At 61.5% G+C, this 25,958-nt stretch carries 26 protein-coding genes; 20 read left to right on the top strand and 6 right to left on the bottom strand.

Annotation, left to right across the window (positions count from 1 at the left end; genetic code table 11):
• Positions 1 to 2: 2 nt before the first annotated feature.
• Positions 3 to 1,367 carry a preprotein translocase subunit SecY gene (gene secY / locus ACP151_RS16215; protein ID WP_424979943.1) on the top strand — a complete coding sequence of 455 codons (1,365 nt, stop codon included), beginning with the start codon at positions 3 to 5 and terminating at the stop codon, positions 1,365 to 1,367.
• A complete protein-coding gene (locus ACP151_RS16210) occupies positions 1,364 to 2,011 on the top strand; it encodes an adenylate kinase (protein WP_424979942.1) in 648 nt (215 codons plus the stop codon). Before secY ends, ACP151_RS16210 begins: the two co-directional genes overlap by 4 nt.
• A gap of 37 nt (positions 2,012 to 2,048) precedes the next feature.
• Here the strand turns inward: ACP151_RS16210 and ACP151_RS16205 are convergent, their stop codons facing one another.
• The gene (locus tag ACP151_RS16205; RefSeq protein ID WP_424979980.1) at positions 2,049 to 2,465 is read right to left on the bottom strand and encodes a BLUF domain-containing protein; all 417 of its coding nucleotides are present in this window, start codon (positions 2,463 to 2,465) and stop codon (positions 2,049 to 2,051) included.
• 292 nt (positions 2,466 to 2,757) lie between these two features.
• On the opposite strand from ACP151_RS16205, the gene rpsM reads away from it, so the two are divergent.
• The 16 genes from rpsM to ACP151_RS16125 all read left to right on the top strand — a co-directional run bounded on the left by rpsM (position 2,758) and on the right by ACP151_RS16125 (position 19,905).
• Entirely contained in the window at positions 2,758 to 3,126 is a 369-nt protein-coding gene (gene rpsM / locus ACP151_RS16200) for a 30S ribosomal protein S13 (protein ID WP_424979941.1), read from the top strand.
• Between the two features lie 15 nt (positions 3,127 to 3,141).
• Positions 3,142 to 3,531: a 30S ribosomal protein S11 gene (rpsK, locus tag ACP151_RS16195; protein ID WP_291733356.1), complete on the top strand. Its 390-nt coding sequence runs from the start codon at positions 3,142 to 3,144 to the stop codon at positions 3,529 to 3,531.
• Between the two features lie 112 nt (positions 3,532 to 3,643).
• Complete coding sequence (locus ACP151_RS16190) at positions 3,644 to 4,660, top strand: DNA-directed RNA polymerase subunit alpha (protein WP_424979940.1); 1,017 nt, start codon at positions 3,644 to 3,646, stop codon at positions 4,658 to 4,660.
• Positions 4,661 to 4,799: 139 nt separating this feature from the next.
• Complete coding sequence (gene rplQ / locus ACP151_RS16185; RefSeq protein WP_424979939.1) at positions 4,800 to 5,228, top strand: 50S ribosomal protein L17; 429 nt, start codon at positions 4,800 to 4,802, stop codon at positions 5,226 to 5,228.
• A gap of 169 nt (positions 5,229 to 5,397) precedes the next feature.
• A complete protein-coding gene (locus ACP151_RS16180; RefSeq protein WP_424979938.1) occupies positions 5,398 to 7,830 on the top strand; it encodes a CHASE3 domain-containing protein in 2,433 nt (810 codons plus the stop codon).
• Positions 7,831 to 8,123: 293 nt separating this feature from the next.
• A complete protein-coding gene (locus tag ACP151_RS16175) occupies positions 8,124 to 9,203 on the top strand; it encodes a 3-deoxy-7-phosphoheptulonate synthase (protein ID WP_424979937.1) in 1,080 nt (359 codons plus the stop codon).
• Between the two features lie 213 nt (positions 9,204 to 9,416).
• Entirely contained in the window at positions 9,417 to 10,835 is a 1,419-nt protein-coding gene (locus ACP151_RS16170) for a trypsin-like peptidase domain-containing protein (RefSeq protein ID WP_424979936.1), read from the top strand.
• A gap of 119 nt (positions 10,836 to 10,954) precedes the next feature.
• On the top strand, positions 10,955 to 12,259 hold the full coding sequence (locus ACP151_RS16165; RefSeq protein ID WP_424979935.1) for a replication-associated recombination protein A: 1,305 nt from the start codon (positions 10,955 to 10,957) through the stop codon (positions 12,257 to 12,259).
• 137 nt (positions 12,260 to 12,396) lie between these two features.
• Entirely contained in the window at positions 12,397 to 12,777 is a 381-nt protein-coding gene (crcB, locus tag ACP151_RS16160; protein WP_424979934.1) for a fluoride efflux transporter CrcB, read from the top strand.
• A complete protein-coding gene (locus ACP151_RS16155; protein ID WP_424979933.1) occupies positions 12,774 to 13,820 on the top strand; it encodes an RluA family pseudouridine synthase in 1,047 nt (348 codons plus the stop codon). Before crcB ends, ACP151_RS16155 begins: the two co-directional genes overlap by 4 nt.
• Positions 13,817 to 14,485 carry an HAD family hydrolase gene (locus ACP151_RS16150; protein ID WP_424979931.1) on the top strand — a complete coding sequence of 223 codons (669 nt, stop codon included), beginning with the start codon at positions 13,817 to 13,819 and terminating at the stop codon, positions 14,483 to 14,485. The genes ACP151_RS16155 and ACP151_RS16150 overlap by 4 nt, the downstream gene beginning before the upstream one ends.
• Positions 14,486 to 14,488: 3 nt before the next feature.
• Entirely contained in the window at positions 14,489 to 15,193 is a 705-nt protein-coding gene (locus tag ACP151_RS16145) for an ATP12 family chaperone protein (protein WP_424979930.1), read from the top strand.
• Between the two features lie 231 nt (positions 15,194 to 15,424).
• Positions 15,425 to 16,441 (top strand): amino acid ABC transporter substrate-binding protein, encoded by a 1,017-nt coding sequence (locus tag ACP151_RS16140; protein ID WP_424979929.1) that lies wholly within the window; start codon positions 15,425 to 15,427, stop codon positions 16,439 to 16,441.
• 125 nt (positions 16,442 to 16,566) lie between these two features.
• Positions 16,567 to 17,799 (top strand): amino acid ABC transporter permease, encoded by a 1,233-nt coding sequence (locus ACP151_RS16135; protein WP_424979928.1) that lies wholly within the window; start codon positions 16,567 to 16,569, stop codon positions 17,797 to 17,799.
• A 3-nt stretch (positions 17,800 to 17,802) separates the two neighbouring features.
• Positions 17,803 to 19,101, top strand: a complete 1,299-nt coding sequence (locus ACP151_RS16130) for an amino acid ABC transporter permease (protein ID WP_424979927.1) — start codon at positions 17,803 to 17,805, stop codon at positions 19,099 to 19,101.
• Positions 19,102 to 19,113: 12 nt separating this feature from the next.
• Positions 19,114 to 19,905 (top strand): amino acid ABC transporter ATP-binding protein, encoded by a 792-nt coding sequence (locus ACP151_RS16125; RefSeq protein WP_424979926.1) that lies wholly within the window; start codon positions 19,114 to 19,116, stop codon positions 19,903 to 19,905.
• 82 nt (positions 19,906 to 19,987) lie between these two features.
• Here the strand turns inward: ACP151_RS16125 and ACP151_RS16120 are convergent, their stop codons facing one another.
• The 3 genes from ACP151_RS16120 to ACP151_RS16110 form a co-directional block, all read right to left on the bottom strand.
• Complete coding sequence (locus ACP151_RS16120; protein WP_424979979.1) at positions 19,988 to 20,440, bottom strand: DUF411 domain-containing protein; 453 nt, start codon at positions 20,438 to 20,440, stop codon at positions 19,988 to 19,990.
• Positions 20,441 to 20,551: 111 nt separating this feature from the next.
• Complete coding sequence (locus ACP151_RS16115; protein ID WP_424979925.1) at positions 20,552 to 21,049, bottom strand: SixA phosphatase family protein; 498 nt, start codon at positions 21,047 to 21,049, stop codon at positions 20,552 to 20,554.
• Positions 21,049 to 21,747: a ferredoxin gene (locus tag ACP151_RS16110; protein ID WP_424979924.1), complete on the bottom strand. Its 699-nt coding sequence runs from the start codon at positions 21,745 to 21,747 to the stop codon at positions 21,049 to 21,051. Before ACP151_RS16110 ends, ACP151_RS16115 begins: the two co-directional genes overlap by 1 nt.
• Positions 21,748 to 21,952: 205 nt before the next feature.
• Between ACP151_RS16110 and ACP151_RS16105 the strand changes: the two genes are divergently transcribed.
• Positions 21,953 to 22,288 (top strand): GYD domain-containing protein, encoded by a 336-nt coding sequence (locus tag ACP151_RS16105; RefSeq protein ID WP_424979923.1) that lies wholly within the window; start codon positions 21,953 to 21,955, stop codon positions 22,286 to 22,288.
• A gap of 100 nt (positions 22,289 to 22,388) precedes the next feature.
• Here the strand turns inward: ACP151_RS16105 and argB are convergent, their stop codons facing one another.
• Positions 22,389 to 23,249, bottom strand: coding sequence for an acetylglutamate kinase (gene argB, locus ACP151_RS16100; protein ID WP_424979922.1), 861 nt, complete (start codon positions 23,247 to 23,249; stop codon positions 22,389 to 22,391).
• A gap of 135 nt (positions 23,250 to 23,384) precedes the next feature.
• Here argB and ACP151_RS16095 point away from each other — a divergent pair, with 135 nt between their 5' ends.
• The gene (locus ACP151_RS16095) at positions 23,385 to 24,113 is read left to right on the top strand and encodes an SDR family NAD(P)-dependent oxidoreductase (protein ID WP_424979920.1); all 729 of its coding nucleotides are present in this window, start codon (positions 23,385 to 23,387) and stop codon (positions 24,111 to 24,113) included.
• Positions 24,114 to 24,451: 338 nt separating this feature from the next.
• On the opposite strand, the gene ACP151_RS16090 is transcribed toward ACP151_RS16095, so the two are convergent.
• The gene (locus ACP151_RS16090) at positions 24,452 to 25,564 is read right to left on the bottom strand and encodes an IS110 family transposase (RefSeq protein ID WP_424979226.1); all 1,113 of its coding nucleotides are present in this window, start codon (positions 25,562 to 25,564) and stop codon (positions 24,452 to 24,454) included.
• Positions 25,565 to 25,958: the final 394 nt, after the last annotated feature.

Here is a 25,958-nt window from a genome sequence, read left to right as displayed (position 1 = left end):
TCATGGTATCAGCAGCAGAACAAATGGCGGCGAACACCAGCTGGGCGGCCCTTGGCAAAGCCACGGATCTGCGCAACCGCATCCTGTTCACTATCGGCCTATTGATCGTCTACCGCCTGGGCACCTTCATTCCGGTTCCCGGCATTGACGCAGACGCCCTGCGCCAGTTCATGGAACAGGCAGGTCAGGGCATCGGCGGCATGGTGTCGATGTTCACCGGCGGCGCGCTTGGCCGCATGGGGATCTTTGCCCTTGGCATCATGCCCTATATCTCCGCCTCCATTATCGTTCAGCTTCTGACCTCGATGGTGCCTTCGCTTGAGCAAATCAAGAAAGAGGGCGAGCAGGGCCGTAAGAAGATCAACCAGTACACCCGCTACGGCACCGTGGCGCTGGCGACTGCGCAGGCCTATGGGCTGGCGGTGTCGCTGGAGCAGGGCGATCTGGCCACTGATCCGGGCATGTATTTCCGCATGGCCTGCATGATCACCCTAGTGGGGGGCACCATGTTCCTGATGTGGCTGGGCGAGCAGATCACCCAGCGTGGCATCGGCAACGGCATCTCGCTGATCATCTTTGTCGGCATCATTGCCGAGGTCCCGGCCTCGATTGCGCAGTTCTTTGCCTCTGGCCGGTCCGGCGCCATCAGCCCTGCCGTGATCATCGGGGTGATCCTGATGGTGATTGCAGTGATCATGTTTGTGGTGTTCATGGAACGCGCGCTGCGCAAGATCCACATCCAGTACCCGCGTCGCCAGGTCGGCATGAAGGTCTATGACGGCGGCTCCTCGCATCTGCCGGTCAAGGTGAACCCGGCGGGCGTGATCCCGGCGATCTTTGCCTCCTCGCTGTTGCTGCTGCCGACCACCATCTCTGCGTTCTCCTCCGGTGCTGCGACCGGTCCGGTGATGTCCTGGCTGCTGGCCAACTTCGGCCCCGGCCAGCCGCTGTATCTGTTGTTCTTCGTCGCGATGATCGTGTTCTTTGCCTATTTCTACACGTTCAACGTTTCCTTCAAACCGGATGACGTGGCGAATAACCTCAAGAACCAGAACGGCTTTGTTCCTGGTATCCGTCCCGGCAAAAAGACTGCGGAATACATCGAATATGTTGTGAACCGCATCCTGGTCCTGGGCTCCGGTTACCTGGCGCTGGTCTGCCTCCTGCCAGAGGTGCTCCGCGGCCAATTCGCCATCCCGGTATATTTTGGCGGCACGTCCGTTCTGATTGTGGTATCCGTCACTATGGACACAATCCAGCAGGTGCAAAGCCACCTCCTTGCGCATCAGTATGAGGGCCTTATCGAGAAGAGCCAGCTGCGCGGGCGCAACAAGAAACGGACAAAACGGGGACCCTCTCGCCGATGACCAACATTATCCTCCTTGGCCCGCCTGGCGCGGGCAAAGGTACGCAAGCGCGCTACCTGGTTGAATCTCGCGGCATGGTGCAGCTCAGCACCGGTGACATGCTGCGGGATGCCCAGACTTCCGGCACCGAAATGGGCAAGAAAGTTGCCGCCATCATGGCCGAAGGCAAGCTGGTCACCGACCAGATCGTCATCGGCCTGATCCGCGAGAAACTGCGGGAAGGTGCCGAGGGCGGTTTCATCTTTGACGGTTTCCCGCGCACTCTGGCCCAGGCCGACGCGCTGGCCAAGCTGCTGGATGAGATGGGCTACAAGCTCGACGCGGTGATCGAGATGCAGGTCGATGACGAGGCACTGGTTGCCCGCGTCACTGGCCGCTCCACTTGCGGCGGCTGCGGCGAGGTGTATCACGACCAGACCAAACCCTGGCCTGCGGATGGCAATTGCACCAACTGCGGCAGCACCGACGTAAAGCGCCGGGCGGACGACAATGAGGACAGCCTCAAGACCCGCCTGATGGAATACTACAAAAAGACCTCGCCGCTGATCGGCTACTACTACGCCAAGGGCAGCCTGCAGCGCCTGGACGGTCTGGCTTCGATCGAGACCGTCCGCAAGGACATGGCCTGGATCATGGGCGAATAAGCCGCTGTGCAACCTTGCGAACTTCGGGGAGGCGGCTTTACAGTCGCCTTTCTTGTTCTAGAGCTGTGCGTTTCAGCTCGATCAAGGTCGTCTGTTTGATGTCATCACTGCTGTCGCAAGTCAGGTCCGGTAGCGTTTTCGTCAGCCAGCTCTTACCGCCGGAAAGATCCAGGTAGCCCATCGACCAATCGACGAAACTGCGTTCTGTTGTTTCGTCCTGCAGTATCTCATGAAATCCAAAATGTCGCTTATCTTCCCGGATTCTGGCAGCAAGGGATCGGATGTGTGGCTCAGGCCCTTCCAAAATCTGCAGGTAATCCCAGCCGCTGCGCACCAAAAAACCAGAGATGCTGTTTTCGCTGTTTTGGGGCGCGGCTTGCCGTAGGATGTCGACATCTACAACTGAATAGGGCGGAAATGCCGCTTTGGATTTGTAAAGAAGCCTTGTAACCATCAATCACCTTCTCCTACTGTTTTAGTCAGCTTAGCCAAAGCCTTTGACGTTGGCTACATTCTGATGCGCAGGAGGTTTGCTGTCTTGGCGGCAATGTGCGCCATGCCTGTTGACGCGACAATCAATTCCCCCTAGGTACCCCCATCCCTTCTGGGAATGATTCCCGGCGGATGGATTCGTCTGTCTGCCTCACCGCCTCGAGATGCTGGACCCTCTGGCCACACTGCCACGGTCAAGTGTTGTGAAAAAAGGTTCCGGAGCTACGGAACCGCAACGAAAAGGAAAGTGACACGTGGCACGTATTGCCGGCGTTAACATCCCGACTGCAAAGCGGGTTCCCATCGCCCTCACCTACATCACCGGTATCGGCAACACTTCGGCGAAAGCCATCTGCGAAGCTGTTGGCATCGACGCAACCCGTCGTGTGAACGAACTGTCCGACGCTGAAGTTCTGGCCGTGCGCGAGCACATCGACGCCAACTACACCGTCGAAGGCGACCTGCGCCGTGAAGTGACCATGAACATCAAACGCCTGATGGATCTGGGCTGCTACCGTGGCCTGCGCCACCGCCGCAATCTGCCGGTCCGCGGTCAGCGTACCCACACCAACGCTCGCACTCGCAAAGGCCCCGCAAAGGCCATCGCTGGTAAGAAGAAGTAAGGGAGGGTTTGATCAATGGCACGTGATAAAACGCGCGTTAAGAAAAAAGAGCGTAAGAACATCGCAACCGGTGTTGCGCATGTGAACTCGTCGTTCAACAACACCAAAATCCTGATCTCTGACGTGCAGGGCAATGCGATCGCTTGGTCGTCTGCTGGCACCATGGGTTTCAAGGGTTCGCGGAAATCCACCCCCTATGCCGCTCAGATGGCTGCAGAAGATGCAGGCAAGAAGGCACAGGATCACGGTGTGAAGACGCTGGAAGTCGAAGTTCAGGGCCCCGGCTCTGGCCGTGAATCGGCTCTGCGCGCACTGGCTGCGGTTGGCTTCAACATCACCTCGATCCGTGATGTGACCCCGATCGCGCACAACGGCTGCCGCCCGCCGAAGCGCCGTCGCGTCTAATTCGATTTTTTGCTGGGGCCCCGCTTGATTCGCAGGGCCTCAGTGCGTCATTTAAACCTCGGGCGTCCTTGGCCTTCTGGACATGGGGCAAGGACAGGAATGGAGGGAACGCATGATCCATAAGAACTGGGCAGAGCTGATCAAGCCGGCACAGCTGGAAGTGAAGCCGGGCAATGATCCTGCACGTCAGGCAACTGTCGTTGCAGAGCCGCTGGAACGCGGTTTCGGCCTGACCCTGGGCAACGCGCTGCGTCGCGTGCTGATGAGCTCGCTGCAAGGCGCCGCCATCACCAGCGTGCAGATCGACAACGTCCTGCATGAATTCTCGTCTGTTGCGGGTGTCCGCGAAGACGTGACCGACATCATCCTGAACCTCAAGGGCGTGTCCCTGCGCATGGAAGTCGAAGGCCCCAAGCGCCTGTCGATCAATGCCAAGGGTCCGGCAGTTGTCACCGCTGGCGACATTGCCGAAACCGCCGGCATCGAGGTTCTGAACCGCGATCACGTTGTCTGCCACCTGGACGACGGCGCCGACCTGTTCATGGAACTGACCGTGAACACTGGCAAAGGCTATGTCTCGGCAGAGAAGAACAAGCCGGAAGACGCACCGATCGGCCTGATTCCGATCGACGCGATCTATTCGCCGGTCAAGAAGGTCTCCTATGACGTTCAGCCGACCCGCGAAGGTCAGGTTCTGGACTATGACAAGCTGACCATGAAGGTGGAGACCGATGGTTCCATCACGCCTGACGATGCTGTGGCCTATGCCGCCCGCATCCTGCAGGATCAGCTGGGCATCTTCGTCAACTTCGACGAGCCGGAATCGGCTGGCCGTCAGGACGAGGACGACGGTCTGGAGTTCAACCCGCTTCTGCTGAAGAAAGTGGACGAGCTGGAACTGTCGGTGCGTTCGGCAAACTGCCTGAAGAACGACAACATCGTCTACATCGGCGACCTGATCCAGAAGACCGAAGCAGAGATGCTGCGCACGCCGAACTTCGGCCGCAAGTCGCTGAACGAGATCAAGGAAGTGCTGTCGGGCATGGGCCTGCACCTTGGCATGGATGTCGAGGACTGGCCGCCGGACAACATCGAAGATCTGGCCAAGAAGTTCGAAGACAGCTTCTAAAAGTTTTGAGGAGGGCCTTGGCCCTCCTCTTCAATGCCCGGGCCTGCCGGGGACGACATGGGCATCTGCCCCAAGGTGAGCAGCTGACACGCATCCGCTGCCTGACAAAGCAAAAACGCAGATCAAAAGGACTATCAAAATGCGTCACGCACGTGGTTACCGCCGCCTGAACCGTACTCATGAGCACCGTAAAGCCCTGTTTTCGAACATGTGCGGCTCGCTGATCGAGCACGAGCAGATCAAAACAACCCTGCCCAAAGCTAAAGAATTGCGCCCGATCATCGAAAAGATGATCACCCTGGCGAAACGCGGCGACCTGCACGCCCGCCGTCAGGCCGCTTCCAAGCTGAAAGAGGACAAGGACGTTGCGAAACTGTTCGAGGTTCTGGGCCCGCGCTACAAGGACCGTCAGGGCGGCTATGTCCGTATCCTGAAGGCCGGCTTCCGTTACGGCGACATGGCTCCGATGGCCATCATCGAGTTCGTCGACCGCGACACCTCTGCCAAAGGCGCAGCCGACAAGGCCCGCCTGGCCGCAGAAGAAGCTGCTGTTGAAGCAGAAGAATAAGACGCGCTGAACCTTTAGGTTCATCTGTCTGCCCCCGCTCCTCCCGGAGCGGGGGTTTTTCTTTGCGCTACGGAACGTTGCTTTGCTGCAAGTTCATCTTCAAAGCGAAAGGGATTCGTAATTCTCTTCTGTCTTAACTCATCCATCCGAAAAATCCGGGACAGAAGTGATGGCAAAGAAGAAAACATCCGCAGCCAGGCGGTTCTCAGTAGCAAATCTCAGTACCAAGGTGAAAATCGTTTCCGTTGCGGTTCTGCCGCTGTTTCTGGTGCTGGGGGTCGGGGTGCTGACCGTCTTCAATCTGGGGCGGATGGTCCAGTCCGCCAAGGCGGTGGATCACACACAGGAAATCCTGACCGAATCGCAAACCCTGGCAGAGGCCGCCTCGCAGATGGAGGCCGGGCTTCGCGGCTATCTTCTGGCCGGACGGGAGGAATATCTGGTGCCTTTTGAGGCGGGCAAAGGCCAGGTTGCTGAAACCCTTGCCAATTTGCGCAGCCTGGCAGCGGGTGATGCCGAAATGCTCTCCACTCTGGACGAGGCGGAACAGACCCTGACCGGCTGGCAGGAAAATGTGGCAGCCGGCGCCATCGCACTGCGCCAGGAAATCGGCGACGCCATGACCATGAACGACATGGCGTCGGAGGTGAAGAAGTCCAAGGGTCGGGTCTATTTCGAAAAGTTCCGTACAGAGATCAGCAGACTCATTGAGGAAGAAGAGGTTGAGCTGAACAACCGCCGCAATACATTTCTGTCACTGGTCAATGCGGGGATTGCCGACCCCAACTATCTAAACACATCGCTGCAGGCGGTGGAGCAGACCCATAAGGTGATCAGCCGGGCAAAGGACTTGCTGGCCTCCGCTGTCGACATGGAGACCGGAATGCGCGGGTTCCTGCTGGCCGGCGACCGGGAGTTTCTTGCGCCCTACATGGAAGGCAACAGCCGCTTCAACAAGATCATGGCCGACCTCCGGCTGGCGCTCACAGAAAACTTTATGCAGACCAACCGCCTGAACAAAGTGGCAGAGATCATAGAGGAATGGCGCAATGACGTGGTGGTGCCGATGCTTCAGCTGCGGCGGGAGATTGGCAGCGCAGCCACCATGGACGACATGGCCGATCTGGTCGCTGAGGGCCGCGGCAAGGAGTATTTTGACAGTTTCCGGGCCACTATGGTGACCCTGCAGGCCGCCGGTGCCGCCAATATGGCTGAACGCCGTGCCGCAGGCGAGGAACTGGGCGCGCAGACCCGCACAATGATCCTCGCAGCCATCGGTGGCGCGATCCTGATCGGCGGGGCTTTGGCATTTGTCATCGCCACCGGCATTGCCTCTGGTATCCGCCGCATCGTTGTGTCCATGCGTGGCCTGGCAGAAGGCAATAACGCGGTTGAAATCCAAGGCCAGACCCGCAGCGATGAGGTCGGCGACATGGCCCGTGCGCTGGAGAAATTCCGTGATGAGCTGGTCCGAATGCAGGAGGCGGAGGCTCAGAAAGCCGAGAGTAAGGACGCCGAACTGGCGGGTGTTGTGCGCCAGCTCAGCGACCGTCTGTCGCGCCTGTCCCACGGTGATCTGACCATCCGCATCGCTGAACAGTTCCCCGAGGAATACGAGCAACTGCGCGCCGATTTTAACGGCTCGGTCGATAATCTGAATGCCACAGTGCAGAAGGTGATCGAAGCCTCTTCGAGCATCCGCAGCGGCGCTGCCGAGATCAGCCAGGCCTCTGACGACCTGTCGCATCGCACCGAAAGCCAGGCGGCAACGCTGGAGCAGACGGCCGCCGCCATCGACGAGCTGACCGCCAGCGTGAAATCCGCAGCCGAGAGCGCCCGCAACGTGGAGAGCACCGTGCGCGAGGCCCGTCAGGAAGCCGAGTCCAGCGGCGAAGTGGTGCAGGAGGCGGTCACCGCCATGGGCGGGATCGAGGACAGCTCAAAGAAAATCAGTCAGATCATCGGCGTGATCGACGATATTTCCTTCCAGACCAACCTTCTGGCCCTGAATGCAGGCGTCGAGGCCGCCCGCGCAGGCGAGGCAGGCCGCGGCTTTGCAGTGGTGGCCTCCGAGGTGCGGGCGCTGGCGCAGCGGTCGTCAGATGCGGCGATGGAAATCAAGACGCTGATTTCCGACAGCTCTAGACAGGTGGATCAGGGGGTCGATCTGGTCGGCCGGGCCGGCGAGGCGCTGCACTCCATCGTCGGCCGCGTCAGCCATATCTCGCAGCTGGTCTCGGACATCGCCGAAGGAGCAGAGGAGCAGTCCACTGGCCTGCATGAAATCAACACCGGCGTCACCCAGCTGGATCAGGTGACCCAGCAGAATGCCGCCATGGTCGAGGAAGCCACCGCAGCGGGCCACTTGCTGAACAGCGATGCGATGAAGCTCACCGATCTGGTGACGCATTTCCAGGTGGACGGCAGTGTCGCTGCAGTGCCGACACCGGCGGCCGCCAAGGCAAAGCCTTCTGCCCACGGAGACAGCGATGGCGGCGGCGATTGGGGCGCTGATGACTGGGAGGCTGAGGCCGCTCCGGCATCGTCCGCGCCGCCAGCAAATGAAGGCAACGCGGCCCGCGATCTGTGGCAGGATTTCTGAGGTCCGCCGTCAGGCACAGTCAAAGGCCCTCTCGCGCTGAGGGCCTTTGCAGTTCGGGCAGGGGAATTCAGGGGTGACAGCCTCCCGAATCTCCGCTAGCGTCCGCGTATGACCCGTAGCTATGCCGCATTCTGGTATTTCTTTTATCCGCGCCACATGGCGGACGGAGGGGTCAGCGCATTCTGAGCTAAGATATCGGAACGCATCAGGATACCACCAACCGCCCGCAGCCCGCAGGCGGTTTTTTTGTATCCGTCGCAGCGCCAGGGGCCTCCCGCCAAGGAAACAGACAGATGACACCGCAGACCGAAAACCTTCGCATTACCGCCATGCAGGAACTGATCTCCCCCGAAGACCTTGCGTCGCAGCTGCCGTGCACGGCGGCGGCCACGGATACTGTCCTGGCCAGCCGCACGGCCATTCAGGACGTGCTGCACGGCCGCGATGGGCGCGTTGTTGCGGTGGTCGGCCCCTGTTCGATCCACGACCCCAAGGCAGCAATGGAATACGCCGAACGGCTGGCGCCGCTGCGCGCGCGCCTGTCTGGCCAGCTGGAAATCGTTATGCGTGTCTATTTCGAAAAACCCCGCACGATCTCGGGCTGGAAAGGGCTGATCAACGACCCCGGCCTCGATAACTCTTTTTGCATCAACGAAGGGCTGAGGCTGGCGCGCCGCCTGTGCCTGGACATCAACGCCCTGGGCCTGCCGGTCGGGACGGAGTTCCTCGATACTGCGGTGCCGCAATATATCTCCGACCTGATCGCCTGGGCCGCCATCGGCGCCCGCACCACCGAAAGCCAGATACACCGCGAAATGGCCTCGGGTCTCAGCTGCCCGGTGGGCTTCAAGAACGGCACCCGCGGCAATGTGCAGATCGCGGTGGATGCAGTGCGCTCTGCCGCCCATCCGCATCATTTCATGGCGCTGGCCAAATCGGGCCGCGCCGCGATTGCCGCCACCAGCGGCAACCCGGACTGCCACCTGATCCTGCGCGGCGGTGGCGGCACCAACTATGACGCGGCCTCGATCGATGCGGCCTGCAAACTGGCGGAAAAGGACGGCATCCGCGGCCATGTGATGATTGACGCCAGCCACGCCAACAGCGGCAAGGACCCGATGCGGCAGCCTGCGGTCCTGCGCGACGTGGCGGGGCAGATCGCCGGCGGCGACACCCGTATCACAGGCGTGATGGTGGAAAGCCATCTGGTGGCGGGCCGCCAGGATCTCGGCAGGGGGGCGCTGACATACGGCCAGTCCATCACCGATGGCTGCCTGGGCTGGGAGGACACCGTGGCAGAGCTGGAACATCTGGCCGATGCGGTTGCCGAACGCCGTGTGCATGCGGCGCAAAAGGCTCTGGCAGACGCCTGAAGCTGCCATGGCGGCAGGGGCTTTCGGGAATGCGTCTTCGGACCAGAAAGAAGAGCCTGCTTCTTTCTGGTCCAAAATACCCCGGGGTGAATTGGCCGTCAGGCCAAGAGGGGCAGCGCCCCTCCGCCCCTGGTGGCGCAGAGGCTTGCCTCCAGCCTTGCAATCCGGGCCGGTCCCCCGCATATCCTGCACATAGCAACAAACGGAGCCCGCATGATCCGACCAGCCCTGATGTCCCTGGCCCCGTGTTTGGCCTTCTGTCTTGCCCTGCCCGTGCTGGCCCTGTCGGCCACTGCCGAGACCCGGGTGCCGCAAAGCCAGGCAGAGATTGCGTTGGGGTTTGCACCGCTGGTGAAAGAGGCGTCTCCGGCGGTTGTGAACATCTACGCCAAGGTGGTGCGCCAGGTGCAGCAGCGCCGCCGCTCTCCTTTCATGAACGATCCGTTCTTTGATGACTTCTTTCGCGGTTTCGCCAAGCCGCAGCCGCGGGTTGAAAACTCGCTTGGCTCCGGGGTGATCCTGTCGGCGGACGGCATCGTGGTGTCCAATTACCATGTGGTTGGCAGCGCCACCGAAATCCGTGTGGTGACTGCTGACCGGCGCGAATACAACGCCCGGGTGATCCTGGGCGACAAGGCCAGCGATCTGGCGATCCTGCAGTTGGAAAACGCTGGCGAGCAGCCCTATCTGCAGCTGCGCAACAGCGATGAGGTCGAGGTCGGTGAGCTGGCGCTGGCCATCGGCAACCCTTTTGGGGTCGGGCAGACTGTCAGCAGCGGCATCATTTCCGGCCTTGCGCGCACCGGCATGGGGGCTGGCGCAGGCTTTGGCTATTACATCCAGACCGACGCGCCGATCAATCCGGGCAACTCCGGCGGCGCGCTGATTGATGTGAATGGCGATCTGATTGGCATCAACACCCGCATCCTGTCCCGCTCCGGCGGCTCCAATGGCATCGGATTTGCAATCCCTGCCAATCTGGTCAAACAGTTTGTGGAGCAGGCCAGGACCGGCGCAGAGGAGTTCCAGCGCCCCTGGGCCGGCATGGCCGGGCAGCCGGTGGATGCGGACCTGGCTGCCTCGATGGGCATGGATCTGCCGGAAGGCATGGTGATCTCTGACCTGCACCGGGCCAGCCCCTTTGCCAAAGCCGGGTTCCAGGTCGGCGACGTGATTACCCATGTGGACGGGGAAGTGGTGAATTCGCCCTCCGAGATGGTGTTCCGCATGTCGGTCTCGGGCCTTGGCGGAACGGCCGGGATCACCCGTCTGCGCGGGGCTGAGAGGACCGTGGTCGAGGTGCCGATGATCACTGCGCCGGACCAGCCGCCCGCCGACCCGGTGCAGCTGGATGAGCGGGCCGCGCTGCCCGGTCTGACCGTGGCACAGATCAATCCGCAGGTCATTGCCCGTCTGGGCTTGCCGCTGTCGGCAGAAGGGGTGGTGGTTACCGACCCCGGCCCCTATGCCGGGAACGGCGGGCTGCAAAGGGGTGATCAGCTGCTGGCGGTAAACGGCCAGCGGATTGGCAGCACCGGTGATGTCCAGGCTATTCTGTCGGACAGCGGACGCTGGGTCCGGCTGGAACTGAACCGGCGCGGCCAGCGGGTCGCCCTGCGGTTCCGGCTCTGAGCCCGCGCATCGGAGAGGCCGCCGCAGCGGCACGGGAAGGGGCGGCATTGCCTCCTCTTGGCGTGTATTTCACAGGGCCGCCTGCGCGGGCCAGCTGCAGCAAATGCGAGGGGTAACATATGGCAGATCTGTTTGATGCAGGCCCTGGCCACAGCCGCCAACCGCTGGCCGCTGCATTGCGGCCACGGTCGCTGGATGAGGTGATCGGGCAGCCGGCGCTGACGGCAGAGGGCTCCATCCTGCGGCGCCGGATTGCCGCCGATCAGCTGGGCAGCATCGTGCTTTACGGGCCGCCGGGCATCGGCAAGACCTCGATTGCGCGCGCTGTCGGCGGAATGTTGGGCAAGGAATTCCGCCAGCTGCATGCGACGCGGGCCGGGGTCAAGGACATCCGCCAGCTGGCCGATGAGGCACGGATCCGGCCGCTGCTGATCTTTGTCGACGAGGTGCATCGGTTCTCGGCGACGCAGGCGGATGATCTGTTGGCAATCTGCGAAGAGGGCACCGCCGATTTTATCGGAGCGACAACGCAGAATCCCTATACCGCACTGCCCAAGGCTTTGGTGTCCCGCTCCACGATCCTGAAGCTGGAGCCGATTTCGATTGAGGATATGGAAGAGGTGCTGAACCGCGGGCTGCGGCAGCTGGCCGGGGCCGGAGTTGAAGTTCAGCTGACGGCGGCGCAGAAACGCCTGATTGCCGGGCGTTCGGGCGGGGATGCGCGCCGGGCGCTGACAACACTGGAAAGCCTTGCCATCGGGCATGAGGGCGGTGCGGTCAACGTCACGGATGCCATGCTGGAGGAGGCCTACAGGGCAGCGCCTGTCAATCATGACCGCTCTGGCGATCAGCATTATGATGTCATTTCAGCCTTCATAAAATCAATGAGAGGCGGCGATCCGGATGCGGTGCTTTACTGGCTGGCACGGCTGATACATGGCGGTGAAGACCCGCGGTTCATTGCCCGCCGGATCATGATCCAGGCGTCCGAGGACGTAGGGCTGGCGGATAACTCGGCGCTGCAGACAGCGGTGGCGGCGGCGCAGGCCCTGGAGATGGTCGGCCTGCCGGAAGCGCAGATCATCCTGTCCCATGCGGCGCTGCATGTGGCGCGCGCGCCCAAGTCCGGCTCGGCCAACAGCGGCATTGCAGCGGCTTTGGCTGCTGTGGCCAGCGAGCCGCCGGCGCCGGTGCCGCTGCATTTGCGGGACACCCATTATCAGGGCGCGCAGGAGCTGGGCCATGGCGGTTACCGCAGCCCGCATAAAGATGCCCTCGGCTGGGTCGATCAGCCCTATGCGCCGGGAGTGGAGCCGGGCCGATTTTACCAGAGCGATGCGCGCCTGTCGCCGACCTTTGAGAAGCGGGCGGATGACTATTGGGAGCGGCTGACCGGCCGCCCGGTGCCCAAACGGTTCGGATGACGCCATGAGCGGCTTTCCCGCGGGAAAGCCGCGGCCTCCGGCGGGGGTATTGGGAACCAGAAAGAAGCGGCAGCTCTGCGTGCGGTGCAACGCGGGCAAAACTTGACATCTCAGCCTGCGCCGGCGACAGGACGGGGATGATTTTTTCGGTTTCCATGGTCGCGCTGGGTGGCGCTGTTGGGGCGGTGTGCCGCTATCTGGCCGGGCTGGGTATCATCCGGGTCCTGGGGCATCATGATTTCCCGGTGGCGATCCTGACAGTGAATATCCTCGGCTCCTTTCTGATGGGGATGTTTGTGACAGTGGCTGCCCTGCGGGACCTGACGTGGCTGAGCCCCTTGGTGATGACTGGCCTTCTGGGCGGGTTCACCACTTTCTCGGCGTTCTCGCTGGAGACCGCCAACCTGATCGAGCGCGGCGCCTTCGGGCAGGCGGCGCTGTATGTAGCTTTGTCCGTGGGCCTGTCGGTCGGCGGATTGTTTCTGGGCCTGATGGCCGCAAGGGGAGTGTTCGCATGAGCGGCGTTCAGATGATTACCGTCAGCGAAGACGATGGCGGCCAGCGCATTGACCGCTGGCTGCGGCGGCTGTTTCCGCATGTGAACCAGGGCCGCATCGAAAAGATGTGCCGCAAGGGGGAGCTGCGGCTGGACGGCGGCCGCGTCAAGGCGAGTAGCCGCGTCGAGGCGGGGCAGGTGGTGCGGGTGCCACCGCTGGCGGACAGCGATCTGAAGCCTGCTGCGCCGCGCGAGATGAAGATCTCGGACGCCGATGCCCGGATGATCCAGGATTGCGTTATCTACCGGGACGATGATGTCATCGTGCTGAACAAGCCTGCGGGCCTGGCAGTGCAGGGCGGCTCTGGCACCACCAAACATGTGGATGGTCTGGCCGAGGCGCTGAAGTTCGGGCTGGAGGACAAGCCCAAGCTGGTCCACCGGATCGACAAGGATACCTCGGGCATTCTGGTGTTGGCGCGCAACCGCAAGGCCGCGCAGGGGCTGACTGCTGCCTTTCGCCACAAGAACACCCGCAAGATTTACTGGGCGCTGGTTGCGGGCGTGCCGACGCCCTATCTGGGGGAGATCAAGAACGGGCTGGTGAAGGCGCCGGGCCATGGCAAATCCGGCGAAGGCGAGAAGATGATCAACGTGCATCCGCACGACATCGACGACACATATGGCGCCAAACGGGCGCATACGCTTTATGCCACGTTGTATCGCGTCGCCTCTCGTGCGGCCTGGGTGGCGATGGAGCCGATCACCGGGCGCACCCATCAGCTGCGGGCGCATATGTCCGGCATGGGCCATCCGATTGCAGGCGACGGCAAATATGGCGGTTCGGGCCAGGAGAACCTGGGCGACGGCTGGGGCGCGCAGTTTGGCGGGGTGATCTCGAAGAAGCTGCACCTGCATGCCCGCCGGATGGTATTTGAGCATCCGGTCACGCATAAGCAGGTGTCCGTGGTTGCGTCGCTGCCGGAGCATATGAAGGAAAGCTGGGACACTTTCGGCTGGAGCGAAGACCTGGCCGCCGATGATCCGTTTGAGGACCTGAAGTGAGCGCAGAGCTGCGGCTGATCCTGTTTGACGTCGACGGAACCCTGGTGGACAGCCAGGGGGCGATCACCGGCGCGATGGCCGAGGCCTTTCAGGGCGCCGGTCTGGAGGTGCCTGCCCGCGAGGCGATCCTGTCGATCATTGGCTTGTCGTTGCCTCTGGCCATGGCGGAACTGGCGCCGGGTCAGGACGCGGCAACGCTGGCGCGGCTGGTGGAAGGGTACAAGTCCTCATACATGCTGGCGCGTGAAGCTGCGGGCGCGGCGCATTCGCCGCTGTACCCCGGCACGCAGGAGATGCTGGCGGAGCTGCATGAGGTGCCGGAGTATCTGCTGGGGGTTGCCACCGGTAAATCCCAACGCGGGGTTGATGCGCTGATCAAGGCGCATGAGCTGAACTGTTTTGTCACCCGGCAGGTGGCCGACCATCACCCGTCCAAACCGCATCCGTCGATGGTGCTGACCGCGATGGCGGAGACCGGGGTGGCGCGTGAGAGCACCGTGATGATCGGCGACACGCGGTTTGACATTGAAATGGGGCGTGCAGCAGGTGTGACCACCATCGCCGTGCCCTGGGGCTATCATCCGGCAGACACATTGGGCGCCGACTATCTGATCCGCGATTTCGCGGAGCTGCGTCCGCTGCTGGCAGAAATCTGGAAGGGTTAGAATATGAGCGGCTGGGCGCAGAAGCGGTTCTGGAAAGAGGTTGCCGTTGCGGAAACCGCAGAGGGGTTCGCGGTGGAGCTGGACGGGCGGCGTGTTAAGACCCCGGCCAAGGCGCCGCTGGCGGTTCCGACCCGGGCCATGGCCGAGGCAATTGCTGCGGAATGGGATGCCCAGACCGAATCAGTTGACCCGAATTCAATGCCCTGCACCCGGTCTGCCAACGCTGCCATAGACAAGGTGACACATCAGCACAGCGAAGTGGCGGCGATGCTGTCTGAGTACGGCGACAGTGATCTGTTGTGCTACCGGGCCGGTTCCCCGGTTGAACTGGCCGCCCGGCAGGCCGCTGAATGGGATCCGGTTCTGGACTGGGCAGAGGCCCATCTGGGCGCCCGTCTGGAGCTGCGGATCGGGGTTCTGCACCAGCCGCAGCATGCGGATGCTCTGGCAGTTCTGGCAGAGAAAACCCGGTCGATGACTTCGTTCCAGCTGGCCGCATTTCACGACCTGGTAGGCATTTCAGGCTCTTTGATACTTGGGTTTGCTGCCGCATATGGCTGGCGCAGCGCGGATGAAATCTGGAAGCTGTCGCGGCTGGATGAACGCTGGCAGGAAGAGCAGTGGGGCGAGGACGAGGATGCCCAGGCTGCGGCCGAGGTCAAGCGGCAGGAATTCCTGCATGCCAAGCGATTCTACGATTTCTCCTGACCTGATAGGAAATTACTTATCCGCAGCCTGGACGGAAATAAAATTCTGCGCGGACCCGGTTTGTGCGGAATTCGTACGTCGAAATTCCCGATACCGCCCTTGACGTTTGCAGAATAATGCGCCCAAACTCGGCCACGAATTAGGGGAGGACCCTTCTTCAGTCTCAGACACGGCGGGGGATCGCCGGAGTATAAGAACCGCCGAATGGCGGGCTATCAGGAAGAGGTAAAAATGAAAAAAACCATGATTTTGGGCGCAATGGCCTTTGCCGGTCTTGCGGCTGGCGCAGCTTCTGCCGGCACGCTGGACGACGTGAAGGCCCGCGGCAAGCTGAACTGCGGCGTGACCACCGGCCTGGTTGGGTTTGCGGCCCCGAATGCGAATGGGGAATGGGAAGGCTTTGACGTTGCCGTCTGCCGTGCTGTGGCTGCAGCTGTGCTGGGTGACTCAACCGCCGTGGAATTCGTGCCGACCACCGGCAAGACCCGCTTTACCGCGCTGGCGTCGGGTGAAATCGACATGCTGGCCCGTAACACCACCTGGACTTTCAGCCGCGATGTCGACCTGAAATTCGAATTCGTCGGTATTAACTACTATGACGGTCAGGGCTTCATGGTTCCGAAAGAGCTGGGCGTGTCCTCGGCCAAGGAACTGGACGGCGCAACCGTCTGCATCCAGACCGGCACCACCACCGAGCTGAACCTGGCGGATTTCTTCCGCTCCAACAACATCTCTTATGAGCCGGTTCCGGTTGAAACCAACGCCGAAGCACAGCAGCAGTATCTGGCTGGCGCATGTGACGTCTATACCACCGACGCATCCGGCCTTGCATCAACCCGCGCAACCTTTGACGATCCTGCCAGCCATGCGATTCTGCCGGAGATCATCTCCAAAGAGCCGCTGGGCCCGCTGGTCCGTCATGGCGACCACGAATGGGGCGATGTTGTCCGCTGGACCCTGAACGCGATGATCGCGGCCGAAGAGCTGGGCGTGACCTCTGCGAATATCGGCGAAATGGCTGCTGGCACCGACAACCCGGAAATCAACCGTCTGCTGGGTGCCGAAGGCACTCTGGGCGAGATGCTGGGCCTGTCGGCCGACTGGGCCAAGAACGCAATTGCGTCCCAGGGCAACTACGGCGAAGTCTTTGCCAAGAACATTGGCGAAGACTCCCCGGTTGGTCTGGCCCGTGGCCTGAACGCTCAGTGGACCGAAGGTGGTCTGCTGTACTCTCCGCCGTTCCGCTAAACTAACCTACGGGAAGGGCGCAGGAGTTTCCTGCGCCCTTTTCCTATCTGAAAATAGCTCCGGCCAGCTGCGGAGCGGGGACAACCCCGCCAGGATAGAATGCCGGAGCCAGGGGATCACAATATATGTCAACGTTGACTGACCCGCCGAACGAAAGTTTTCGGCTGTCTATGCTTATCAACGACACCCGCTACCGTTCACTGACTTTTCAGGTGATAGCGGCTGTCGTCCTTGCTCTGTGCATCTGGTATCTTGGAAACAACCTGATCCAGAACCTCCGCGCCGCCGGGCTTAACATTTCGTACAATTTCCTCAGCGACTCGTCCGGTTACGATATCAACCAGCGTCTGGTTGAATATGACAGCCAGTCCAGTCATGCTAGGGCCGCTCTGGTCGGTCTGCTGAACACGCTGCTGGTGGCTTTCCTGGCCTGTATCACTGCGACGGTGTTCGGAGTTGTTGCCGGGGTTCTGCGCCTGTCCAACAACTGGCTCGTCTCCAAGCTGATGGCGTTTTATGTCGAGATCTTCCGGAATATTCCGGTGCTGATCTGGATCATCATCATCTTTACCATCATGACGGCGGTGCTGCCGGGTCCGCGGGCTTTCCGCGGTGATAATGCGACGTCCAGCATGCTGTTTGACGCCTTTGCCTTTACCAACCGCGGCATTTACACGCCGATGCCCTGGTTCGAGCATGGTCTCTTTGCCAGCGCGTCCATGAACTGGCTGCTGGTGATCGCTGGTTTTGTCGGCTCATGGTTCGCAGCGCGTCGGATCAACATCTGGGCCAACCAGAAACAGGAAGCCACGGGTGTCCGGCCCAAGACCACGGCGCTGATCCTCGCCGCTTGGCTGGTGCCGTTCCTGGTGCTGATGCTGGTCATGGGGCTGAGCTGGGAATACCCCGAGCTGAAGGGTTTTAACTTCAAGGGCGGCATCAAGATCGGCGGTCCGCTGATCGCGCTGTGGTTTGCCCTGTCGATTTACACCGGTGCCTTTATCGCCGAGAACGTCCGTGCGGGCATTCAGGCGGTTTCCAAAGGCCAGACCGAAGCGGCTTCGGCCCTGGGCCTGCGTCCGGGCAAAGTGATGAACCTGGTGGTTCTGCCGCAGGCGCTGCGGGTGATCATCCCGCCGCTCATCTCCAACTTCCTCAACATTACCAAGAACTCCTCGCTGGCGATTGCAGTGGGCTATGCGGATATCACCGCAACTCTGGGTGGGATCACCCTGAACCAGACCGGCCGCGCCATTGAATGTGTTCTCCTCCTGATGCTGTTCTATCTGACCGCTTCGCTGACCATTTCGATGGTTATGAACGTCTACAACGCATCAGTTAAGTTGAAGGAGCGCTGAGACATGAGTGATCAGAAAACCAACTCCATCGCGTTTGTTGCTGATGGGACCATCCCGCCGTCGCCGCCGCCTGCGGGCGAAACCGGCCCGGTCAAATGGCTGCGCGAAAACCTGTTTTCCAACGCGGTGAACTCCGCCCTGACCATTGCAGCTTTGCTGGTGATCTATGTCATCCTCAGCAAGACCCTGCCGTGGCTTCTGAACGGGGTGTGGACCACCAATTCGCTGGCAGAATGCCGCGAAGTGCTGCAGGGCAAAACCGGGGCCTGTTTCTCGGTGCTGACCGAGCGCTGGAACCAGTTGCTGTATGGGTTCAAATACCCGGGTGATCAGTACTGGCGCCCGAATCTGGCTCTGGTGCTGTTGCTGGTGGCGATTGCGCCGGTGCTGTTTTTTGACCTGCCGCGCAAACTTCTGGCCTTTACCGCAATCTACCCCTTCCTGGCCTTCTGGCTGATCTGGGGCGGCACCATTCTGGCGCCGATCGTGGCGTTGCTGGGCTTTGCAGCGGGCGCATTTGTGTTCCAGACTTATGGCAAGAGCAGCTTTGCAATCGGCTTTTTCGGAGCCATCGTTGCGGCCTTTGCCGTGTGGCTAATTGGCGGCGCGCTGATCCCTGACGGGGCATCGGACAACGCCATGCTGCAGGCGGTGCCATCGCGCGATCTGGGCGGTTTCATGCTGAACCTGATGCTCGGCGTGACCTGTGTGTCGCTGTCGCTGCCCTTGGGCATCGCGCTGGCACTGGGGCGTCAGTCGGACATGCCGCTGATCAAGTGGATCTGTGTGGTCTTCATTGAATTTGTGCGCGGCGTGCCGCTGATCACCCTGCTGTTCGTGGCATCGGTGATGCTGGCCTACTTCTTCCCGCCGGAAAGCACCGTCGACCTGTTCCTGCGCGTGGTGATCATGATCACCATGTTCTCGGCAGCCTATATCGCCGAGGTGATCCGCGGCGGCCTGGCAGCCCTGCCGAAGGGACAGTATGAAGCGGCTGACAGCCTTGGTCTGGATTACCCCCAGGCAATGCGGCTGATCATCCTGCCGCAGGCGCTGAAGATCTCCATCCCGGGCATCGTGAACGTGGCTGTTGGCCTGTTCAAGGACACCACACTGGTTTCGGTCATCTCGATGTTCGACCTGGTGGGCATGATCCGCGGCCCGATCCTCGCCTCCACTGAGTGGAACGGGGTCTATTGGGAGCTTCTGGGCTTTGCTGCGCTTCTGTTCTTCGTCGTCTGCTACGGCATTTCTCAATACTCACAGTGGCTCGAGCGCCGTCTCGCCACCGATCACCGTTAAGGAGTTCAACATATGTCTGAACTTATGTCCGACCGTCAAATCGACCGCTCCAAGATGCAGGTAAGCGACGAGGTCGCTATTGAAATCAATGGGATGAACAAGTGGTACGGCTCTTTCCATGTGCTGCGTGACATCAATCTGACCGTCAACCAGGGCGAGCGGATTGTTATCGCGGGCCCGTCGGGTTCCGGCAAATCCACCCTGATCCGCTGTCTCAATGCGCTGGAAGAGCACCAGCAGGGCAAGATCGTGGTGGACGGCACCGAATTGTCCAATGACCTCAAGAACATCGACAAGATCCGTTCCGAGGTTGGCATGGTGTTCCAGCACTTCAACCTGTTCCCGCATCTGACCATTCTGGAGAATTGCACCCTGGCACCGATCTGGGTCCGCAAGACACCCAAGAAGGAAGCCGAAGAGCGGGCGATGCATTTCCTGGAAAAAGTGAAGATCCCGGAGCAGGCCCACAAATACCCGGGCATGCTGTCGGGTGGTCAGCAGCAGCGTGTGGCCATCGCGCGCTCGCTTTGCATGATGCCGCGCATCATGCTGTTCGATGAACCCACATCGGCGCTCGACCCTGAGATGATCAAGGAGGTCCTGGACACCATGATCGAACTGGCCGAGGAAGGCATGACCATGCTGTGCGTGACCCACGAGATGGGCTTTGCCCGTCAGGTGGCGAACCGGGTGATCTTTATGGATGCAGGCCAGATCGTCGAACAGAACGAGCCGGAAGAGTTCTTCAACAACCCCAAGAGCGACCGGACCAAACTGTTCCTGAGCCAGATCCTGGGTCACTGAAGCAGCGGCCTCACGAAACCAAGAAGGCCGGGCGCAGTGCCCGGCCTTTTTCGTTCTGGATGTCTTGGTCAAACCATCCTGATCAGGCGTGGCTGGCAAAAACTACGGTGCTGCCATCGGCCAGGATCAGCAAGCTGTCAAACGCCTCGCGCTCTTCGCCCATCTCCATCCCCGGTGATCCGATCGGCATGCCCGGCACGGTCAACCCCAATGCCACAGGCTGTTCCGCCAGCAGCCGCAGGATGTCGCCTGCCGGCACATGGCCTTCGATCACATAAGCCCCGGCCATCGCCGTGTGGCAGGAGGCCAGATCGCCGCCGACGCCCAGCCGGTCCTTCATCGCCCACAGCTCCTCATCCGGTACATCGCGCAGGTCGGTTTGGAAACCGGCAGCGGCCAGGTGATCCGCCCAGGCAGAGCAACAGCCGCAGCTGGGGGACTTCATGATGCGGATGGTTTGTGCTGCCGTGGCGACCCCCGGCAGTGCGGAGAGGGGGAGGGCGGCTGCGGCAAGCAGCAGGGAACGGCGGTGCATGATGATCTCCAGTCGTGACAGGTGATGTCCTATGTCCTGCAGAAATCTAGCCATGGTCCGCCGCAGCGGCCAGCGCCCTCCTGCGCGGGATGCGCCAGAATGCCGCAGGGGTTACTCGCCCAGCAGTTCCCGCGGCACGGCAAAATCGATCACCTTGCCGCTGCTCCAGCTCAGTTCCCGCCAGCTGCTGATATCGAATTCAGCTACCAGCGTGGCGCCGGTCGGGTAGTCGTCGAACCGCGAATGCTCTGGCGGGCTGGACACGATGGTATGGGCAAAGGCGGCAATCCCGGGATTGTGGCCGACCAGCATGATCCGTTTGTGCTCCGCCTCGCTCAGAACTTTGAACATGATATCCGAATTGGCGTGGTACAGGCGCTCGGTAAAAGTTGTCGGCACGCCCAGTTCCATCAGCTCACAGGTCTCGCGGGTGCGCTGAGATGAAGAAGAGATCACTTGATCCGGCAGGTAGCCGCATTCGCGCATCCATGCGGCGATGGCGGGCGCAGAGCGGCGTCCGCGCTTGTTCAGCGGGCGGGCGTGATCGCTGGGTACAGTTGTGTCCCAGGAAGATTTGGCGTGGCGGGTCAGGATCAGGGTGCAGGTCATTACGGGTGAAAATGCCTCATGTGGTGTGCGGTTTGTTCCGGGTCGCGGCGGGCAGTGCGGCTTAGCGGGCAGGCCAGCCGTGCAAGGCAGCCACCGGTCATGCAGCCGGCGCCTGCGCTGGTGTCGAGATAGCCGTGGCAGGCTGCCAGATCGTAGGGGCCTCCGTCGGCCAGTGCGCCTGCAGGGCAGGTGCTGAGGCAGGGGCGAGAGGGGCAGCTGCGGCAGGGGGACTCTGCCAAAAGTGCAGGGGGAATGTCAAACTCCTGTGTAAAATGAAGCGCCCCCCGCAAAGATACCATCATTCCGGTCTCATCATGCACCAGCATCTGTGACGGTGATGTGAAAAACCGCCCCGACGCCAGCGCCCAGTTGATGAAAGGCGTATAGGGCGGGCCGCCAAAGGGGAAATAGGCGGTGGCCCCCCATGCGTCCGACAACGCCCCGATGACGCGCTCCGACCAGCTGTCTATCGGGTTCGGAATGCCGCCAAGATGTTCCGGCGATGCCCTGAACAGCGGCCAGAAATCCGCATTGGTGCCCAGCAGCAGCAGGGTGCCGCCCTGCAGCGCCTGAACCGGCTGGTGGGCTGGGTGCAGCGCGCCATGGATGGACAGCCCGGCCCCTGCGGCGGCGGTTGCCAGGGCGGTGTAAGACGGCGCGTTGCGGCATTGGGCGTCAGGCTTGGCGGTCTGGCTCATGGGGGGCGTCCCTGGCAGGTGGTATGGGCAGAGCCTAACAGCCGCCTGCTGCGCAGCGGAGGTGAAAAGCGTCCCACTCTGTTCTGCCCGCGTCTTCCAACCGGCATCTTCCTGCCTGCGGCGAGCCCTGCCGGGGCATGCAGGTTGGACCTTCCAGCATTCTGCTGGCAGCCGGTCTGTAACTTCCGCCCCAGGGAGGGACAGAATGCCAAGATTTACCGTGACCGGGCACTACACGCCTTCTGCAATGAAGGCGATGATCGAAAACCCCAGCAACCCCGAGGCCGCTGCGCGGGGGCTTGCTGAGGCGGCAGGCGGTACCTTGGAGAGCGTCTATCTGACCACCGGGGACCAGGATTTTGCCATCAAAGTCATGATTGACGACATCAGTGGCCTGCTGGCGGGCCTGTTGGCAACCGGCGCCAGCGGTACCGTCTGCAACCTCCGGACCATGCGCGCCGTCACCTCCGATGCGTTTACGGAGATCCAGAAGAAGGCCGGGGGCATCGCGGCCGCCTATAGGACACCGGGGGGCCGATAGAGGCATCCCTTGTTCATCTGGCTGAAAATATCCCGGGGTGAATTGGCCCCGGCAGGGCCAAGAGGGGCAGCGCCCCTTTTGACCTGTCTGCCCGGGCTTGTCAGGCGCGGATCATCGAACCGGCGCCGTGCTCGGTATAAAGCTCCAGCAGCACGGCGTTCTGCACCCGCCCATCAACAATGATACAGGCGCGCACGCCGCCGCGGACCGCGTCCAGCGCGGTTTCGGTTTTGGGGATCATGCCGCCGGCGATGACACCGCTGGCGGTCATGTCCTCCACATCTGCGGCCTTCAGTTCGGTCACCACTTCGCCCTCGGCGTTCTTGACACCCGCCACGTCGGTCAGCAGCAGCAGCCGGTCGGCCTCAAGCGCCTTGGCAATGGCGCCGGCGGCCGTGTCGCCGTTGATATTGTAGGTTTCGCCCTGCCGGCCGGAACCGATGGGGGCAATCACCGGGATCATGTTCTTTTCAAACAGCCCATGCAGCACCTTGGGGTCCATTTCCGCCGGCGCGCCGACAAAGCCCAGATCCGGGTCGGCCTGATCGCAGGTGATCAGGTTGGCATCCTTGCCGGACAGCCCGACCGCGCGGCCACCCTGGCTGTTGATCGCCTGCACGATCCGCTTGTTGACAACGCCGGACAGCACCATTTCCACCACTTCCATGGTGGCGGCATCGGTCACCCGCTTGCCGTTCACAAATTCTGATTTGATCTGCAGCTTTTCCAGCATCGCATTGATCATCGGGCCGCCGCCATGCACGATCACCGGGTTCACCCCCACCTGGCGCATCAGCACGATGTCGCGGGCAAAGGTCTCCATTGCCTCGTCGCTGCCCATGGCGTGGCCGCCCAGTTTGATGACGACAATCGCCCCGGCAAACCGCTGGAAATACGGCAGCGCGCTGGAGAGGGTTTCGGCGGTGGCAATCCAATCGCGGTTCATATTCTGTTTCTTCATCGCTTGGTGTCCCTTTGACAGGGGGTGTTACGTATTTCTTTGCTTCCTGCCAAGCCAGCTGCGGCATTGTGCCGTTGCAGCGGCCGGTGCGGGTGGTAGGCTGCCCCCGGATACCACCTTTGACGGAGCTGCGCCATGCGCCAGAAGACCCTCCTGTTGACCGGCGCCAGCCGCGGCATCGGCCACGCCACCGTGCGCCGTTTCAATGCCGAGGGCTGGCGGGTGATTACTTGCTCGCGGCAGCCATTTCCGCAGGAATGCCCCTGCGGCGGCGGTCAGGAGAACCATGTGCAGCTGGATCTGTCGGACCCTTCTGACACGATCAACGGGGTGGGTCGTATCCAGGAACTGCTGGACGGCCGGCTGGATGCCCTGGTCAACAATGCGGGGATCTCACCCAAGGGACCGGAGGGCGAGCGGCTCAGCACGCTCAACACCGACCTGATGGACTGGGGCAAAGTGTTTCACGTGAATTTCTTTTCTTCGGTGGTGCTGGCGCGGGGGCTAAAGGACGAACTGGCGGCGGCCAAGGGGGCTGTTGTCAATGTGACCTCGATTGCGGGCAGCCGGGTGCATCCTTTTGCTGGGGCGGCCTATGCCACCTCCAAGGCGGCGCTGGCGGCGCTGACGCGGGAGATGGCGCATGACTTTGGCCCTTTTGGCGTGCGGGTCAATGCGATTGCGCCGGGTGAGGTGGAGACTTCGATCCTGTCGCCCGGCACGGACAAAATCGTCGAAAAGCTGCCGATGCAGCGGCTGGGCCAGCCAGAGGAGGTGGCCTCAGCCATCTTTTTCCTGTGCTCAGAGGGCAGTTCCTACATCTCGGGTGCCGAGATCGAGGTGAACGGCGCGCAGCACGTTTGATGGGAAGCCTCTCGCCCGGCCGCAGGCTGGGCAGCGCCCGCCCCCCCCGCCGGGACGGGCGCTGCCCTTGCATGTCTTTTGTCAACAGGGGAGGCGCAGGGGTAATTGCTCCATCTTGTCGATGGAGTGATGTCTGCCATAGGATTGGGTGGGTCAGGCTGGGTGAGCCATTCGGATGGCGACGGTCTATCAGTCTTGCATTCGCGGATCGGAACCGCATGAACGTGCTACGTCGCAGGCCTTTCTCTTTACTCCCTCGCGGGCGTCGGCAGATCCTGCCCAAAGGGCGAAGCGAGAGTTGCCTTAACCGCAGGTTTCACCCGGCCTGACCCGCAGCCCTAGCCGGAGCTGGGCTGCATCTCTTGCCCCAGGGCCCAAACGAACCCGGCGAGTTCGCGCGCGATGGCGGCAACAATGACGGTCGATTTCTTTCCTCGGGCCTGAAGCGATCGGTATCGCTTGCACAGCCGTTCTTGTGTTTTCCAGGCCAGATCGCGCACGCATTTTGGCTGGGTTTCGAGAACACGCGCCTTGTGCTGGGCAACTTTCGCCGGGAAGCGATAGGACCAGGCCGCCTCGATCAGCATCCTGCGAGCTTCACGGTTCCCGGTTTTGGTGATGCCGCCCCGGCGGATGGTGCCGCCGCTCGAGTATTCAGACGGCGTGAGCCCGAGATAGTTCATCAACTGGCGAGGTTTGTCGAACCGACTGATATCGCCGATGGTGGCCGCAAGCGTCGCCCCAGAGACCAAGTCGAGCCCTCGAAAGCAGCGGAGCGCATAGACAAACTCTCCGAGCGACCAGTCTGGCACCAATTCTTCGATCCGCTTGACCATGTTGTCGCGCCGTTCAACAGCGGTCCAAACCGTTTGGACATAGTCCTGGAACACAATTTGCTGCGCCGGTTCGTCAAAGCTCTGGGTCCCAAGCCACCGGCTATGGATTTTTGTCCAGGGTTTGCGATTGGGAGGATAGGTCCGGCCGTGCCGCAACAGAAACGAAGAAAGCTGATGGCGGGCTGTTGTCACCTGTCGCACAGCGTCCATTCTCGCCCGGATCAGATCACGCATGGCTTCATGTCGGCCGTCTGGAACCCATACCGGCGTCAGTTCGCCCGCCCGATGCAAGACGGCCAATCGCTGTGCATCCCGCCGATCCGTTTTGACCTTGTCCCCAGGCGCCACCGCGATCTTGGTCGGGGCGACGACGCTGCATTCATGCCCCGCCCCTGTGAGTTGCCGATAGATACCGTAACCACAGGGTCCAGCTTCATAGCAAAAATCCAGCGCACGACCGCGTTCTGACAATCGTCGCATCAGGCTTTCCACGGCGACCGGTGTGTTTTCAATGTCCCCAAGAAAGCGCACCTCGCCAGTGCGCCCATCTTCGGCCAATCCAACTGAGACGTTGCGTTTGTGAACGTCCAAGCCAACAAATAGTCTCTGCTCCATTCCTCACCCTTTTCATTTTGCTGCCAAATTCGATGACATCAGCATAGTTCGGGGTCGAGCGAAGCAGACTCCTTCATCTCGTTCAGCGCATTAAGGGTATGCGGCCGGATCCGCCGGATCCGGATCCAGTCCCGGCAGCTTGGGGTTCGGACAAGCCGAACGCCGCTTCGCTGCATCAGGGGGAAGACGCCGCCTTCCCCCTCGGGCAACCCCATTAGACAGCACCGTGTCCTCGGCTACGCCTGCGGGCCGCACCACTGATGTCGAATGGCATTGCCTCGCCCCCATCCGCGTTCGCCACGTGGCAGATTTCCGAGACGAGGCCCTAACGGGCTCCGCTCAGAAATCACCAACAACGGTTGGGCGGCAGCGGATGACAAAAGACATACGTACT

Origin of the sequence: Leisingera sp. S232, assembly GCF_049800895.1 — a bacterium.
GTDB lineage: Bacteria > Pseudomonadota > Alphaproteobacteria > Rhodobacterales > Rhodobacteraceae > Leisingera.
The sequence above is the reverse complement of the archived record's forward strand: the minus strand, read 5'-3'. Positions and strand labels throughout refer to the sequence as shown.

Excerpts from the sequence above, each read along its gene's own strand:
- ACP151_RS16105 (WP_424979923.1), top strand. The coding sequence starts at position 21,953 with ATGCCAAGATTTACCGTGACCGGGCACTACACGCCTTCTGCAATGAAG.
- ACP151_RS16145 (WP_424979930.1), top strand. The coding sequence starts at position 14,489 with ATGAGCGGCTGGGCGCAGAAGCGGTTCTGGAAAGAGGTTGCCGTTGCG.
- ACP151_RS16165 (WP_424979935.1), top strand. The coding sequence starts at position 10,955 with ATGGCAGATCTGTTTGATGCAGGCCCTGGCCACAGCCGCCAACCGCTG.
- ACP151_RS16130 (WP_424979927.1), top strand. The coding sequence starts at position 17,803 with ATGAGTGATCAGAAAACCAACTCCATCGCGTTTGTTGCTGATGGGACC.
- rplQ (WP_424979939.1), top strand. The coding sequence starts at position 4,800 with ATGCGTCACGCACGTGGTTACCGCCGCCTGAACCGTACTCATGAGCAC.
- ACP151_RS16120 (WP_424979979.1), bottom strand. The coding sequence starts at position 20,440 with ATGCACCGCCGTTCCCTGCTGCTTGCCGCAGCCGCCCTCCCCCTCTCC.
- ACP151_RS16210 (WP_424979942.1), top strand. The coding sequence starts at position 1,364 with ATGACCAACATTATCCTCCTTGGCCCGCCTGGCGCGGGCAAAGGTACG.
- rpsK (WP_291733356.1), top strand. The coding sequence starts at position 3,142 with ATGGCACGTGATAAAACGCGCGTTAAGAAAAAAGAGCGTAAGAACATC.
- ACP151_RS16090 (WP_424979226.1), bottom strand. The coding sequence starts at position 25,564 with ATGGAGCAGAGACTATTTGTTGGCTTGGACGTTCACAAACGCAACGTC.
- ACP151_RS16140 (WP_424979929.1), top strand. The coding sequence starts at position 15,425 with ATGAAAAAAACCATGATTTTGGGCGCAATGGCCTTTGCCGGTCTTGCG.
- ACP151_RS16135 (WP_424979928.1), top strand. The coding sequence starts at position 16,567 with ATGTCAACGTTGACTGACCCGCCGAACGAAAGTTTTCGGCTGTCTATG.
- ACP151_RS16110 (WP_424979924.1), bottom strand. The coding sequence starts at position 21,747 with ATGAGCCAGACCGCCAAGCCTGACGCCCAATGCCGCAACGCGCCGTCT.
- ACP151_RS16205 (WP_424979980.1), bottom strand. The coding sequence starts at position 2,465 with ATGGTTACAAGGCTTCTTTACAAATCCAAAGCGGCATTTCCGCCCTAT.
- argB (WP_424979922.1), bottom strand. The coding sequence starts at position 23,249 with ATGAAGAAACAGAATATGAACCGCGATTGGATTGCCACCGCCGAAACC.
- ACP151_RS16180 (WP_424979938.1), top strand. The coding sequence starts at position 5,398 with ATGGCAAAGAAGAAAACATCCGCAGCCAGGCGGTTCTCAGTAGCAAAT.
- ACP151_RS16125 (WP_424979926.1), top strand. The coding sequence starts at position 19,114 with ATGTCTGAACTTATGTCCGACCGTCAAATCGACCGCTCCAAGATGCAG.
- ACP151_RS16155 (WP_424979933.1), top strand. The coding sequence starts at position 12,774 with ATGAGCGGCGTTCAGATGATTACCGTCAGCGAAGACGATGGCGGCCAG.
- ACP151_RS16170 (WP_424979936.1), top strand. The coding sequence starts at position 9,417 with ATGATCCGACCAGCCCTGATGTCCCTGGCCCCGTGTTTGGCCTTCTGT.
- crcB (WP_424979934.1), top strand. The coding sequence starts at position 12,397 with ATGATTTTTTCGGTTTCCATGGTCGCGCTGGGTGGCGCTGTTGGGGCG.
- ACP151_RS16175 (WP_424979937.1), top strand. The coding sequence starts at position 8,124 with ATGACACCGCAGACCGAAAACCTTCGCATTACCGCCATGCAGGAACTG.
- ACP151_RS16190 (WP_424979940.1), top strand. The coding sequence starts at position 3,644 with ATGATCCATAAGAACTGGGCAGAGCTGATCAAGCCGGCACAGCTGGAA.
- ACP151_RS16095 (WP_424979920.1), top strand. The coding sequence starts at position 23,385 with ATGCGCCAGAAGACCCTCCTGTTGACCGGCGCCAGCCGCGGCATCGGC.
- secY (WP_424979943.1), top strand. The coding sequence starts at position 3 with ATGGTATCAGCAGCAGAACAAATGGCGGCGAACACCAGCTGGGCGGCC.
- ACP151_RS16115 (WP_424979925.1), bottom strand. The coding sequence starts at position 21,049 with ATGACCTGCACCCTGATCCTGACCCGCCACGCCAAATCTTCCTGGGAC.